At 44.5% G+C, this 14,313-nt stretch carries 16 protein-coding genes; 5 read left to right on the top strand and 11 right to left on the bottom strand.

The features are described 5' to 3' along the window. Positions 1–37 precede the first annotated feature (37 nt). Positions 38–913, top strand: a complete 876-nt coding sequence (locus tag ASF99_RS10220) for a DegV family protein (RefSeq protein WP_055968680.1) — start codon at positions 38–40, stop codon at positions 911–913. 55 nt (positions 914–968) lie between these two features. Here the strand turns inward: ASF99_RS10220 and ASF99_RS10225 are convergent, their stop codons facing one another. From ASF99_RS10225 to ASF99_RS10235, 3 genes are read right to left on the bottom strand one after another with little or no spacing between them, the layout of a single operon-like run. Continuing rightward, complete coding sequence (locus ASF99_RS10225; protein ID WP_055968682.1) at positions 969–1,466, bottom strand: hypothetical protein; 498 nt, start codon at positions 1,464–1,466, stop codon at positions 969–971. Next, positions 1,466–2,086 (bottom strand): phosphatase PAP2 family protein, encoded by a 621-nt coding sequence (locus tag ASF99_RS10230; protein WP_023468875.1) that lies wholly within the window; start codon positions 2,084–2,086, stop codon positions 1,466–1,468. The genes ASF99_RS10225 and ASF99_RS10230 overlap by 1 nt, the downstream gene beginning before the upstream one ends. After that, complete coding sequence (locus tag ASF99_RS10235; protein WP_034786059.1) at positions 2,086–2,628, bottom strand: phosphatidylglycerophosphatase A family protein; 543 nt, start codon at positions 2,626–2,628, stop codon at positions 2,086–2,088. The genes ASF99_RS10230 and ASF99_RS10235 overlap by 1 nt, the downstream gene beginning before the upstream one ends. Before the next feature lie 145 nt (positions 2,629–2,773). On the opposite strand from ASF99_RS10235, the gene ASF99_RS10240 reads away from it, so the two are divergent. After that, positions 2,774–3,286: a YjcG family protein gene (locus tag ASF99_RS10240; protein WP_023468877.1), complete on the top strand. Its 513-nt coding sequence runs from the start codon at positions 2,774–2,776 to the stop codon at positions 3,284–3,286. 4 nt (positions 3,287–3,290) lie between these two features. Here ASF99_RS10240 and ASF99_RS10245 read toward each other — a convergent pair whose 3' ends face one another. Next, entirely contained in the window at positions 3,291–3,509 is a 219-nt protein-coding gene (locus ASF99_RS10245; protein WP_023468878.1) for a hypothetical protein, read from the bottom strand. A gap of 112 nt (positions 3,510–3,621) precedes the next feature. Then, positions 3,622–4,395: an enoyl-ACP reductase FabI gene (fabI, locus tag ASF99_RS10250; protein WP_023468879.1), complete on the bottom strand. Its 774-nt coding sequence runs from the start codon at positions 4,393–4,395 to the stop codon at positions 3,622–3,624. A gap of 144 nt (positions 4,396–4,539) precedes the next feature. Here fabI and ASF99_RS10255 point away from each other — a divergent pair, with 144 nt between their 5' ends. Beyond that, positions 4,540–5,709, top strand: a complete 1,170-nt coding sequence (locus ASF99_RS10255) for an FtsW/RodA/SpoVE family cell cycle protein (RefSeq protein WP_035396680.1) — start codon at positions 4,540–4,542, stop codon at positions 5,707–5,709. Positions 5,710–5,759: 50 nt separating this feature from the next. Here the strand turns inward: ASF99_RS10255 and ASF99_RS10260 are convergent, their stop codons facing one another. From ASF99_RS10260 to ASF99_RS10270, 3 genes are read right to left on the bottom strand one after another with little or no spacing between them, the layout of a single operon-like run. Next, the gene (locus tag ASF99_RS10260) at positions 5,760–6,647 is read right to left on the bottom strand and encodes an RluA family pseudouridine synthase (protein WP_023468881.1); all 888 of its coding nucleotides are present in this window, start codon (positions 6,645–6,647) and stop codon (positions 5,760–5,762) included. 18 nt (positions 6,648–6,665) lie between these two features. Then, on the bottom strand, positions 6,666–7,469 hold the full coding sequence (locus ASF99_RS10265) for an NAD kinase (RefSeq protein ID WP_023468882.1): 804 nt from the start codon (positions 7,467–7,469) through the stop codon (positions 6,666–6,668). Between the two features lie 10 nt (positions 7,470–7,479). Then, complete coding sequence (locus ASF99_RS10270) at positions 7,480–8,124, bottom strand: GTP pyrophosphokinase (RefSeq protein WP_035396676.1); 645 nt, start codon at positions 8,122–8,124, stop codon at positions 7,480–7,482. Between the two features lie 96 nt (positions 8,125–8,220). On the opposite strand from ASF99_RS10270, the gene ASF99_RS10275 reads away from it, so the two are divergent. Both ASF99_RS10275 and ASF99_RS10280 read left to right on the top strand, forming a co-directional pair. Continuing rightward, complete coding sequence (locus tag ASF99_RS10275; protein WP_235515916.1) at positions 8,221–8,802, top strand: CYTH domain-containing protein; 582 nt, start codon at positions 8,221–8,223, stop codon at positions 8,800–8,802. 94 nt (positions 8,803–8,896) lie between these two features. Then, a complete protein-coding gene (locus ASF99_RS10280) occupies positions 8,897–9,688 on the top strand; it encodes a DsbA family protein (RefSeq protein WP_023468885.1) in 792 nt (263 codons plus the stop codon). Positions 9,689–9,906: 218 nt separating this feature from the next. On the opposite strand, the gene pepF is transcribed toward ASF99_RS10280, so the two are convergent. The 3 genes from pepF to cls all read right to left on the bottom strand — a co-directional run bounded on the left by pepF (position 9,907) and on the right by cls (position 14,254). Beyond that, positions 9,907–11,709, bottom strand: a complete 1,803-nt coding sequence (pepF, locus tag ASF99_RS10285) for an oligoendopeptidase F (protein WP_023468886.1) — start codon at positions 11,707–11,709, stop codon at positions 9,907–9,909. Between the two features lie 64 nt (positions 11,710–11,773). Then, positions 11,774–12,724: a competence protein CoiA family protein gene (locus ASF99_RS10290; RefSeq protein ID WP_055968684.1), complete on the bottom strand. Its 951-nt coding sequence runs from the start codon at positions 12,722–12,724 to the stop codon at positions 11,774–11,776. Positions 12,725–12,742: 18 nt separating this feature from the next. After that, entirely contained in the window at positions 12,743–14,254 is a 1,512-nt protein-coding gene (gene cls / locus ASF99_RS10295) for a cardiolipin synthase (RefSeq protein WP_023468887.1), read from the bottom strand. Between the last annotated feature and the right edge of the window lie 59 nt (positions 14,255–14,313).

The raw sequence follows: 14,313 nt of genomic DNA on the forward strand, positions 1-14,313 counted from the left end.
TGAACAAAATGGTTCTATTAATGGAGGCGTCATATACATGGATAAGATTGCTTGGATTACCGACAGCATGGCTTTTTTTGAGCCAGGAGAGGCTGAAAAAATCGGAGTCCATGTGATACCGACTTTACTCATCTTAAACGGAGAGTCTTACCGGGAGTATGTCGATATCTCGATTGAACAGCTTGATCAAAAAATGCGAGAAGATTCCCACGCTTCACCGACGACTTCTCAACCATCATTCGGTGACTTCGTAACCTTGTATGAACAATTGCTTGAAGATGGCTATGATTATGGGTATGCGATTCATATCACGAGTGGACTGAGCGGCACATATTCGAGTTCCGTCGCTGCAGCTGAAGCTGTCGGTTTCCCCTTATACGCGATTGATTCGTATACAGGTGCTGCGAATCAGCAAGAACTTGTCCGGATCGCACAACGACTCGTTGCTGCTGGTAAAGGTCCAGATGAAGTCATGTCTACGCTTGAGACATTCAAACACAAATCGCATTTTTATCTGATCATCGGAAATATGGAGACGATGCGACGGAGCGGACGTGTCTCAGGAAGTCAATTTTTACTAGCAAACATGCTCAATATTAAACCAATCGCTCAATTTAATGAGGAAGGACGACTTGTCCCATTTAAAAAAGTCCGTTCCATCAAAAAAGCTTTTAAAGAAATGGTCAGTGAAATTTCATCAAAAGTCAGTGCTCATGGTGTATATGATCGGACGCTTTATGTCAGTCATACGCTCGCTCATGCCGCTGCTGAAGAATTACGGCGCTTGATTTCTACAGAACATCCGGAGCTTCAAGTACGCATTACCCAATTTGGTCCTTCCATCTTGGCACATGCTGGCGCTGAGACGGTCGGTGTGTACTGGTTCGATGAGATTCCTTTACCAACAACTTGATATCTTGCACGAAACGATGAAAACCGGACGGTCTGCTTGAGACCGTCCGGTTTTTTCATGTCGTTTCATACTTACGAAATAGTTCTTCTAATAATACGGCTTCGTCCGTCGTCCGTTGAATCGGCTCATGCGGAAGCGTGATTACACTGGATAACGTCTCAGAAGGATATACATCAATCGAAACTTGTTCCATTTCGATGAGATACTCAAGGATGGAATCAAGTGATGTCTCCTTATTGAACTGACGAAGCCAATTTTCATATCGACGATCCACTTTTCCTTCTTTAAGCAAAATCTTTCCACCGTCAATGATCGCCCACTTCGGTGGCGCATCGATTTGAAAGAGTTCCAACTGCTGGTACTCTTCCATCGTTCGTTTCGTCACCGGAACAACACCGTTAATCGATACTAACCGTTTTAATCTAAGATGCGCTCGCATCGTCATAAAACGAGGTCGCCCAGCGACTCGCTCGACAAGCAACGTCGGCTTGTCGATGGAGCGCATCGTCTCTTCATCAAATAATAAACTATGATCAACATCTAACAGTAACATCAAGCCACTCCTTTTTTTCTACGGGAGACGATGAATGCATAGGAGCTACATAAAAGAATCGCGGCAAAACAATATCCACCGATGACATCTGAGAAATAGTGAACGTTTAAAATGATTCGAGAAGCTCCCATGGCGAGGAATAATCCAATCGTCACGATCGATACAAGTACCTTCCCACCTGTTTTCAAATGACGAAACGCAACAACGAGAAATCCGGTATAGACGGCAAAAGCCATCGCTGAGTGACCACTCGGAAAACTGTATCCTACGCCACCAACCAATTCATTTAATGAGGGGCGCTCTCGGACAAAGGCAAATTTAACGACTTGATTCAATACACCTACTGATATTGCCATGATTACATACCAGATACTTGCAATGCGATCCCGCCACAAAACATAACTCAGTATTCCAAGTAACACCGTCATCGTCATCGCCCCTGGACCTGATCCGAGTTGAGTGAACCAAGAAACGTAATCCCCTGGGACGTGTTGCGACATATATGACGATAATTGAGCATCAAATAAAAAATAGCCTGTCGTCCGAATGGAGACAGCGATGATCACGAATAAGACGACAGCGATGGATGCACCAATCCATGCCCCTCTCGCACCTCGCATCAGTATGTCCCCTTACGTTCTTCTAATTCTTCTGCTGAATAGTCTTCCTTATCTCGCAAACGATGCGCTAGTCGTCCGGATGCATTTGCTGCGATGGCTGCGACGATATCATCCATGAACGTATTGACTTTTCCGTCCCCAAGCTTCGTATCGAGTTCTTTGATGATACCGACCTTTGCTTTATCCAAATAGCCGAACGTCGTAACCGCAATCGAACCATACGTGTTGACGGCACCAATCGCAATCGTCTCATCTACGCCAAATAGCCCTTCATCGCTTTGGATGATGGACAGGAGGGGTTCTGATAATAACCCTTTTTCCGCCAAGATGTCTAGTTCTGCTCCGACGAGAATCGCATGTTGTAATTCACGTTTTTCAAGAACACGTTCTACTGAACTGACACATGTTTCAATTGTCAGATCCACCGTGTAGGGGGCCTGCATTTGGTAAACGATCTCAGCGATTGCATGAATCGTCACCCCTCGTTCATGTAACTTATCGATAGCTGCCTGTTTGACCTCTTTTGAATGTGTTTTCTTCATGACTATATCCACCTCTCCAACAAAGTACTTCATTAGTATACACGGATTCTGAACCTCCTCTCAAACTTCTTTGACATCGACGCCAGAATCCGTCATGATTATTTTGTAAAGCGTTATCATTTCAGGGGAAAGTAGGGGATTTTCGATGAACATCGGGGTTGTATTGTTTCCATCGAAACGCGTTCAAGATTTTGCAAATTCATACCGAAAGAGATATGACTCGAAGTATGCACTGATCACACCTCATATCACGCTACGGGAGCGGATGGAAGTTGATGAGACAGAATTAGACCACATCGTGACGGAGTTGAATCGAATCGCGTCCGAAACGAAGCCTGTCAATTTGCACATCCAAGGAGCTCGTTCGTTCCATCCGACGAACAATGTCTTGTTCCTTAAAGTAATGCCGACGGATGAGTTAGAACAATTACATCGCGCTTTGCATACGGGACCACTCGAACATAAGCCGAAATACGATTTCTTGCCACACATCACAATCGGTCAAGAACTGTCGGATGTCGAACTGTTCGATGTACTAGAACGTCTCAAGATGGAAGATATCCGTTTCCAAGAGGACGTCACGAAAATGGCTTTATTGTATGAACTGGAGAACGGTGCTTGGAGTGTCTATGAGACATTCCGCTTCACAGGTCAATGAATGATTAAACTTCCCGGTCGAAGCTTCGACCGGGAAGTTTTAGTTCTGGTAATACACCGTATGCATTTGCCTGTTCTTCTAAAAAGTCGTCCGCTTCGTGTTCGCGGTAAGGGTCAGTTGGGCGTATCGGTTGAACTCGAGCGACTGGTTCAGTCTTTAGCTGTGGATCGACACGTACTTGACGATTGACATATTGTACGACTGTAAAATCGATTGCGTTCATCCTCTGCACTTCCTCTCTCCTTCTAGTGACACTTATATTTGGTAGTTCCCCGATCGAGCACAAAAAAAACCAAGCCTCCCGCATGGGAAAGCCTGGCTTAATCGATCGTTTATTAAAGAATGTGGAATCCGCTATCGACGTGAAGAATTTCTCCTGTCACCCCACTCGACATTTGCGAAAGCAAGAACAATCCACTTTGACCAATTTGTTCCGTCGTCACGTTACGATGAAGTGGCGCTCGTTCTTCGATGCTATCAAGAATGGAATTGAAGTCGCCGACACCTTTTGCGGATACTGTCCGAATTGGACCAGCTGAAATCGCATTGACACGAACGCCTTGCTGACCGTATTCAGCAGCGAGATAACGAACGCTTGCATCTAATGCGGCTTTCGCAACACCCATGACGTTGTAGTTCGGAACCATTTTCTCACCACCGAGGTATGTCAACGTGATGACGGATGCATCTTCCGTGAAGAAATCCTTCGCGGCCTTGACGACTGCTGTTAAGCTGTAGGCTGAGATATCAAGTGCTTGCGCAAACTGTTCACGCGTTACCCCAGAAAACTCACCGCGAAGCGCTTCTTTATCCGCGAATGCGATCGAGTGAGCGATCCCTGAAATTTTACCGTGGTCCGCATGAATCATTTGGAAGACCTGTTCAATCTCTTCGTCACTCGTGACATCACACGTATAATAAGAAGCCGGTCGTGATAATTCTTGTCCTAATTTTTCAAGTGGTGCCTTGAAACGTTCTCCGACATATGTAAATGCCAGGCTTGCTCCAGCAGCGTCGAGCGCACGTGCGATACCCCATGCAATCGAACGTTGGTTAATGACGCCCATGACGACGTACGTCTTGCCTTCGAGTGAAGGATAAATATTCATGATAAAGTCCCCCTTGAATTAGTACCTGGTAATAAAACCTATCTTCAGGTTACAAAAACGTAACGCTTCTGTCAACCATCGCTCTTGATATTGCGGATTTGATAAATTACGGTAATATAGAAAGAGATAGAAAGTAGGGATGAAATGAATCGATTCAAATCATTTACACAACGTTATGATCATACGTTGCTTTTTTTACTCGCCTGTCTGATGGTCATCAGTATCATCGCCATCTATACAGCACAACCTTCGCTTAAAGGTGCGATCAGTGCCATTAACTTCTCTGCCAAACAAATTCAATGGTATGTCATCGGCTTCATGGCGTTATCCGTCGTCATTTTCATCGATTATGAACAGTTGAAGCGATTCCACTGGTTTTTATATGGAGCAGGTATCGTGTCATTGATCGGTCTTGTCGTTCTTCGAAACACACCAATCGTCACTGAAATCAAAGGGGCATACGGTTGGTATCAATTCCCCGTTATCGGTACGGTTCAACCGGCTGAGTTCATGAAGTTCTTTTTGATCGTTACGCTCGCTGCCGTCATTACCGAGCACAATGCGCGTTATGTTCAACATGAAAGAGATCTCTTGTTACTTATCAAGTTGGTCGCGGTTACAGCCTTACCGCTCGGTCTTATCATCATTCAGCCCGATCTAGGGATCGGTTTGATTCTATGCGTCATCTTAGCATGTGCGATGTTGTTATCCGGACTAAACTGGAAATGGCTTTTGACGATGTTCGGTCTGTTCGCAGGAGCCGTCATCATCTTCTTTTACCTGTTCTTTTTCCAAAACGATTTACTCGCAACCTTTTTCCCAGGTCACGCGATGAACCGGATCATGGCTTGGTTGCAACCGTTCGAATATGCGGATGATCTGTCGTACCAACTCGTCCAAGCAATCAACGCAACAGGTTCAGGGCAAATGTTCGGCGTTGGGTACGGGAAACTGCAAGTGTTCGTTCCAGAATTGCATACAGACTTCATCTTTACGACGATTGCCTCACACTACGGTTTCATCGGGGCTGCCATCGTCTTGATCGTCTTGTTCCTGTTCGTCTATCGCTTGATTCAGATTGCTCTCGAGACAGCGGATCCATTTGGTACCTATATCGTGACAGGATATGTCGCGATGTTTACGTTCCAAATCTTCCAAAACATCGGGATGACGATTGGTGTCTTACCAATCACAGGTCTTCCCTTACCGTTCATCAGTTATGGGGGATCAACGATGATCGTAAACCTCGTCGGTCTAGGATTGATCATGGCAATCGCCTCTCAATCTCGGATTTCCATGTTCGATGAAGACTAAACACAAATAAAAGGCAGTGGACCGAGTCCATTGCCTTTTATTTGTGTACTTTATCCTTCCAATCGAAGATCCTCAGGAAGTGGTGCTTCAAAACGAACCCGTTCTCCCGTCGCAGGATGAAGGAACGTTGCTGACGCACTATGGAGCGCCTGACGCGGAAGTAACGGGTTCCCTTGATACATCGTATCGCCAATCAAGGGATGCCCAAGAAAAGCAAGATGGACACGAATTTGGTGTGTCCGACCTGTCTCTAGTCGGATATCGAGTAATGAAATTTCTTGGTCAAAGGCTCGAACTAGACGGCTATTTAAGATATGCGTGATGGCACGTTGACCATCTGGTCGTACCATCCGTTCCATAAAGGAATGATCGGTTTGACCAATCGGTTGATCAATCGTTTGTACCGGTACGTTTCCGGGTGCATACGCTAAATAATGTCGTTCTAATTCATTAGATCGTTGCATGAGACTCATCCGGTGATGGGCAAGCCCGTGTTTCGCGAACAAGACAAGACCACTCGTATCACGATCGAGCCGATTAACGATATGGATTGCATACGGAATTCCTTGTTTTCGGTAATAACCAAGCACATAGTTCGATAATGAGCGTTCCGGATGCAGTCGTGACGGGATCGATGCCATGCCCGGCGGTTTATTGACGACGAGCAACCAATCATCTTCAAACAAAATATCAAGTTCCCCTTCTGTCGCCACCATATCCGGTGCTGGTGTCTCTTCCGGGAAGAAGACATGGACACGATCACCCGCGTGTAAGACGTCGTGGACGTTAACATGCTGACCATTACGCGTGATATCCCCATGATTTTTAATCGATACTAACATTTTCCGCGAAATCCCTAAGCGGGTCGTACAAAAATGACTGACACGCCAGCCATCCTCAATGTCAGTCACCATCTGTTGTAGCTGAAATCCATTCATGTTTCCATTTCCTTTACTTTAACGTCTTTCGTCTGCCAGGAAAGATTCCCGCACCCGTTGCCAGAACGGGAAAGAACGAAAACGAGCAAATTTCACTTTTTTATCAGAGACCCGGCACCGAATCGATGTCACGTTTTGATGAATGATCGAAGCATAGTGGTCATAGGTCATCTGAAAATCAATCGGATTAACGGGACGAATTTCGACATCATGATGTTTGGGTAGCAACATCGGTGAGCCGATCGTCCGGTAGACACGATTGTTGATGGAAGCCATCTCTGTAATTTGAATTGCTTCGAGCGCCGGGTGAACGATCGCTCCGCCGAGTGCCTTATTGTACGCTGTCGAACCAGACGGTGTCGATACACACAGTCCATCACCTCGGAATGTCTCAAAGTAGTCGCCTCGAATCGATAAATCGCAAACGAGCGTCTGATTAAAACTTTTAATCGTACATTCATTCAAGGCAAGCAGTTGGTTGTGTGAACCGTCCGCATAATCAATCGAGAGTTCAAGCAACGGGTATTGAACCGTCGCTAAATCCTGCTTCGCGATATGATCAATCAGTTCATCCATTTCTTCAGGGCGCCAATCCGCATAAAAACCAAGATGCCCCGTATGAATCCCAACAAGCGTGATCGTCTCTACTTGATCGAGATACGAATGGAACGCCTGTAGCATCGTTCCGTCTCCACCGATCGAGACGACGATTTCCGGCTGGCTGACATCAAGAATACATCCCCGATCCGTCAATGCCTGCTCGAGTTGCTGTTTCAGCGCATGAGATCGCTCATCATCACGAGCCGTGATTGCAAAACGCATGGTCATCCCCCTACTCTTTTAATCGTTCAGACGCCTTAGCGTCGCGTTGAAAGACGAGTTGTGCGTCTTGGATTTCTACTTTCAGCTGGCTCATCTCCGCATCAAGCAAAAATGCTGCCTCTGCTGCACGACGCAGACGCTCACGCGTCTCTTCCGGAATATTTCCTTGGTACTTATAATTCAACGAGTGTTCAATCGTTGCCCAGAAGTTCATCGCAAGCGTTCGAATTTGGATCTCGACTAACGTCGGAACTTCACCTTCGATCGTCTGTACCGGATAGGCAATGATGACGTGATACGATCGATAGCCACTATCCTTTTTTTGCGTAATGTAGTTCCGTTCTTCGACGATTTTAAAATCTCCGCGCGAGCGCAACAGCTCAAGGACATGAATGATATCATCGACGAATTGACACATGATACGTAATCCGGCGATATCCTGCATGTCTTGTTCTAATGACTCACGCGCAATTGCTTTTCGTTCCGCTTTTTGAAGAATGCTCTTTACAGGTTTGACCCGTCCTGTGACAAATTCAATCGGTGAATGTTCTCCCCGTTGCTGAAATTGTTTACGAATCGCTTTTAGCTTAACTTTCAACTCATCGACCGCGATCTGATACGGTGCAAGAAATAAATCCCAATTTTCTTTTGTCATCTGATTTGTCACCACTTTTAATCGAATAGTATTGGTTCACTGCCTGTTCCTACCTCATTCATGTTATCATATTTTCAGACATTCAACTAGAAAGGCGTGATTCCGATTAGACAAGAATTGGAAATCGAATTTAAGAACTTATTGTCTGAACAAGAATATCTATCGTTATTTACCCATTATGCGTCAGCTAAACAACCCATTTGGCAAGCAAATGATTATTTTGATACGCCAGATTTTGAACTTCGAAAAAAAGGTGCTGCATTACGGATTCGTGAGAAAAAACAAGGGCTCGTACTGACTTTAAAACAACCCCATGAGGAAGGGTTGCTTGAAACGCATGTCACGTTATCATCAACTGAAGCAGAAGATCTGTTCAAATACGGTCTAATTCATTCCGAAGAGATGAACGAACAGCTAAAGTCATTTGATTTACAGGGATCTTTGGAGCATTTAGGTCGATTAGAGACAGAACGAATCGAAACCGTGCTCCCGGAAGGATTGCTTGTCCTTGATAAAAGTCGCTATCTCGGACACACCGATTATGAGTTAGAGTTTGAGGTCAGTAACTTCGAACAAGGGCAAAAGGATTTCGAGCGACTTCTTTCAGAACATGACATTCCCCAGCGCAAAACAAAAAACAAAATCGTTCGCTTCATGGAGCGTAAAGCGCTTTCTTGATTTTTCGTGTAAGAATGAACAAGCAAAACCTTTGCTCTTTCTTTTTTTTCGTTGCTAAAATAGGGTAACGATAACAACAGGAAGGGGTGAACGGATGGAACACTCACAATGTAACGGATCTTATTGTTCATTGGACGAACCATCGATTCAACAACCGACGAAACCTCTGGAAATCTATCATTTTCTAGATGTGACACAAACGGATGGTTTACGGTTGATACCCGTCCTCAAGAAGCTAGAGCTAGAATATGGTCATCTGTTCCGTCTTCGGACGATTGCAACGATTCCATGTGCTCCATCACGATCTGCATGCGATATGTCACCACTCGTCATTCTAAAAGCAATTGAGCTTCAAGGAAAGACGTTTGGTATGCGATTCATGCGACGCCTTCGAATGCTTCATAACGTCGAAGGAGAAAGTGCTTATAGTCGCCCATCATTGATGCGGCTAGCAGAGGCATTAACGGAGTATGGTTTGGATTTAGAAGAGTTTCATCGTGATGTCTCGTCGGATACGATTCAGCAAATGCTCGAGAAAGAAACCGAACTAGTCACCGATTGGGATGTTCGGATTCTTCCAACACTCGCTTTTGTCGGAGACGAAGAAGCGATCAAAGCAGAAGGACCTTATGAGTATTTGGTGTATGTCTCGATCTTAAGTGAATTGCTAGATCATACGATCGAGAAACAACCGAAGCCACCACTCGAACAATTCTTGAGACGGTATGAAACAGCAACAACGGCTGAAATCGCCTTTATTTATGATGCTCCTGAATCCCAGATTGAACACGAATTAAAAAAACTGGTCTTGCAACAAAAATGTGCTTCTCTATCGTACTGTGATGGAAAAGTATGGCGTCATTTAAAAGATTCGGCACACGCATGATAAAAACAATAAAAAGGACAGTGAAGCATGCTTCACTGTCCCTTTTTAGTATTTACTCATAGAATAAGAAAAAGTCCTTCATGACGAGAAGGACTTTTCTTTTGACCACTGGATGGGGGAAAAAGAGAATCGACTGGGGAATGTGACCCTCTTCACAATATAAGTATATCGTGGACTTCGCCTCTTTTCCACTCTTTGTTCACTTTGTCACAAAGATGTCACTCTGCTAACAAAGCTTCAAATTCATCTAGGACACGTTCAAATTGACGCAATGCTGCTTCAACTGGCGCTTTTGTTGTCATATCGACACCCGCAGCTTTTAATACTTCGATTGGATAATCACTTGATCCCGCTTTTAAGAAATTGTTAATGTATCGCTCTACAGCAGGTTGTCCTTCTTCTAGAATCTGATCCGTCAAAGCAGCGGCAGCAGAAATGCCCGTTGCATACTGATAGACATAATAATTGTAATAGAAGTGTGGAATCCGAGCCCATTCTAGACCGATTTCTTCATCCAATACAATTTCTTCTCCGAAGTATTTTTGATTCAACGCATAATACGTTGACGTTAAGAATTCCGGTGTCAGCGATTGGCCAAGACGAGCCGCATCATGAATTGCATGTTCGAACTCGGCGAACATCGTTTGTCGGAACAATGTTCCACGGAATGTTTCGAGTTGATTGTTTAATAAATAGAGTTTTTCTTTACGATCCGTTACTTTCTTCAATAGATAGTCGTTCAACAATGCTTCATTCGTCGTTGAGGCAACTTCTGCGACGAAGATTGAATAATCACCATATGGATATGGTTGAGACTTCCGCGTGTAATAACTATGGACAGAATGTCCGAATTCATGTGCGAGTGTAAAGAGGTTGTTGATGTTGTCTTGCCAGTTCATCAAAATGAACGGCTGTGTATCATAAGCACCAGAAGAGTAGGCTCCACTCCGTTTACCACGCGTCTCTCGGACATCAACCCAACGTTCAGACAATCCTTCTTCGAGGATGTGCTTATACTCTGTTCCAAGCGGTGCAAGTCCTTCAACCATCAATTGTTTCGCTTCCTCGTAAGAGACTTTCATCTCCACCTCAGAAACGAGCGGTGTGTACATATCATACACGTGTAGTTCATCAAGTCCAAGTACTCGCTTACGTAAAGCGACGTAACGATGGAGTAATGGTAAATGCTCATGTACCGCTTCAACTAATCCATCATAGACGGACTCAGGAATCGCATTACCATGTAAAGCTGCTGCGCGTGCCGATGGGAACTTCCGGACATCCGCATAGAAGTTGTCTTTCTTAACTGACCCAGCAAGTGTCGAAGCGAGCGTATTCGTGTATTTTGCATATGTTCCATACATCGCTTTAAATGCAGCTTCACGGACCGAACGATCAGATGACTCGAGGAATGTGATAAAGCGACCATGTGTCAACTCTGTCTCTTCTCCGTCTTCCCCTTTGATTTTCGGGAATGTCAGATCTGCATTGTTCAACATGCCGAACGTCGTACCGGATTGACCGAGTACTTCTCCTGCCTTTGCAAGAATCGCTTCTTCCGCTTCCGTCAGGACGTGTTCACGCTCTTGATTCAATTCATCAAATGCATGACGATACATCGCAAGATCTGGATTCTCATTAAGATACGTCTCAATCGTTGACTCAGGTACAGCTAACAATTCTGGTGTCATGAAAGCAAGTGTTGCTCCGATTTGCGACGCGAGCGTCCGAGCACGGTCATTCATAGCTTGGTAGAAGCTGTCTGCTGTATTTTCGTCATAACGCATGTGCGCGTATGTATAAAGCTTATAAAGGCGTCTTGAGACTTCGTCGCGTAACTGTAACCCTTCATAGAGTGTTTCTGCACTCTGTCCAAGACGACCCTTATACTCGACGAGTAATGGAAGCATCGCTTTCACCGATTCGAATTCTTCTTCCCACGCTTCGTTCGTTGCGTAAATCGACTCTAGATTCCATGTTTCTGTAACGTCAACATCTTGACGTGTTAATACTTCTGCCATTTCCCTCACTCCTTTAATTCAGTTATACCTGTTTTCTTTTCGACAAACAATCGAAGTGCTCCTGCTAAAACAGCTTATTCGCCTCCTCGATCCGTTCCATCCATTCTCTGACGAGAGCATCAATCAAATCTCTTTCAATCGATAGATTCAATTGGTAAAGCAGTTGATTTATGGCATGTTCTAGATGGATTGAAGTATATCTCCCTTTTAGCTTTAAAAAGACTGCGATTTGAAATTCAAAGGGATGGACAGGGAGAAATAATAGACGTGTGATCGGAAGAAACACAAATGAGGGAAGGTTTTGTAGATGGAGACCTGCTTGATACAGTGGGGTCTTGAGAATGCGTGGAGGTAATGAAGGATAAAAAGGACGTCTCCGATAGCGATGAACGATCCCTTGCCATCGAGCGATTGAAAATTTCCGAGGAAATGATGAAGGCTCTGTCGAGAGAAAATCAGATAACGAGAGCGATTGAACCGTGCAATAGACATGGTGTTTTGCAAAAGGAACTGGATGTCGAAATCTCCGGATTTGATTCTCGACGATCAGATCCAAATAATCATTTTGTAAAAATGCTTGTCGCATCCAACCCTGCAATCGCAACGTGACACCATGTGAAGGATGAAATCCGATCCACCGAACCGTTTGTTCTTGTTTCGCATCAAGTAAGGCTCGTCTAATCCATTCTTCTGCCGACATCGGAGAACGTTGAATCTCAATTCCAAGTTTCTGTTCTGGTATCCACAGGTCAAAACGTCTCTCTCCAGTCACCCATTCAATTTCGACTTGGATACCTGCATTTATTAAAGAATCGGCAATGCGCTTTTTCCAGGACATATGCACACTACTTTCTCCTGAACAAGCTGAGATATGTGCAAAATGTGGTCGTCGTCCTTGCCTGACGCGCAAGGGCTTCAGGCAATACGGACAACGTAAGGACATCGCTTTTAATTCATGGATGGGAAATCTGTGAATCATGATGCGTTTACCAGAAGCATCAATGGCTTCAAACATCTGAATCGTCCCCTTTTTCTAGAGTAACGGTGAGAATAAACGTGAAATCGATTCAATCAATCGACGGCGTAATGGACGCCGATGGAACATATCAGCATCAACTTGTGTCGAATGGCTAAAATCTTCATAAAAATCACGTGTTAGTTCATGGACAGAGTTCGTTCCATATAAGAAAGCATTCACTTCGAAATTCAAATGAAAACTACGTAAATCCATGTTCGCTGTCCCAATCGTTGCGATGGCGTCGTCCACAACGATGACTTTCGAGTGCATGAATCCTTTATTGTACTCGTAAATTTTCACACCAGCTCGTAGCAAGTCATCAAAATAAGAACGGCTCGCAAAAAATACGATTTTATGGTCTGGAAAGCTCGGTAGCAAAATACGGACATCAATCCCTGCCATAGCAGCTGTCTTCAGTGCTGTCATCAGATCTTCATCCGGTATCAAATACGGAGAAGCAATATAGACTGATTCACGCGCTTCCGTGATGAGCCCGAAGTAAAGTGATTTCATTGCCTCATGTGGCTCATCAGGACCGCTCGCAATGATTTGAACACCCCCTGTTGCTTCTTCAACGTACTCAAGTGGCTCCATGTAAAACGGTGTAAACAGCCGTTCACCTGTCATGTAATACCAGTCTTGGAGAAAAATCAGTTGGAGTTCAGAGACAGCCTCTCCCCTTACGAGAAGATGGGTATCACGCCAAAAACCAAAATGTTGATCGCGACCGATATACTCATCCCCAATGTTGATTCCGCCTGTAAATGCAACCGTTCCATCGATGACGACAATTTTCCGATGATTCCGGTAGTTCGATTTACTAGAAATAAACGGTAAGACGACAGGGAAAAACGCGCGAACCTCAACGCCAGCCGCCTGCATCTTCTTGAAATAATGCTTATCCGTCGAAAAACATCCGACGGCATCATAAAGAAAACGGACCTCGATTCCTTGCTCGGCCTTTTCAATCAACGCTTCCTGTAACTGAAGCGCAAGTTGATCATCCCGTACGATATAGTACTCCAAATGAATATGATGCTGTGCTTGACGAATCTCTTCTAAAAGAATCGGAAACTTTTCCTGACCATTCGTCAAGATTCTTGTATGTGTATTATACGAAATCGGAAGACGACTGATTGAATCGATAAGTGTCACAACTTTTCCATAACGCCCTTCTTGGAACACTGATTGGTGTACCCCTGCCTTAAACTGGGTACGATATTTAATGTAAGACTCCTCATCAAGCATTGCCTTCAGTCGAAACATTCTTTTTCGGCGGTAGTTCTGACCAAATGTGAAATACACGAATACGCCAACGACAGGCAATGCCATCATGACGAGTGCCCAGACGAGCGTTCGTTCTGGGTTTCGATTTTCGAGTAGAATGATGACGAACACGCTCATGACGACCAAAATGATGACGATGGACAGCCAACCTACCATGTAGACACTCCAATAGTAGGATAAAAAGGCAATCAAGCCGATGGTCAAGATGAGGGTCATGAGAAGTTGTACACGTCGTAGCATGAATCCCCCTCCTTTTATGTAAGTAGTACAAATCGTATTTAAACTGATGACAGAAAGGA

Origin of the sequence: Exiguobacterium sp. Leaf187 (assembly GCF_001423925.1) — a bacterium.
Lineage (GTDB): Bacteria > Bacillota > Bacilli > Exiguobacteriales > Exiguobacteriaceae > Exiguobacterium_A > Exiguobacterium_A indicum.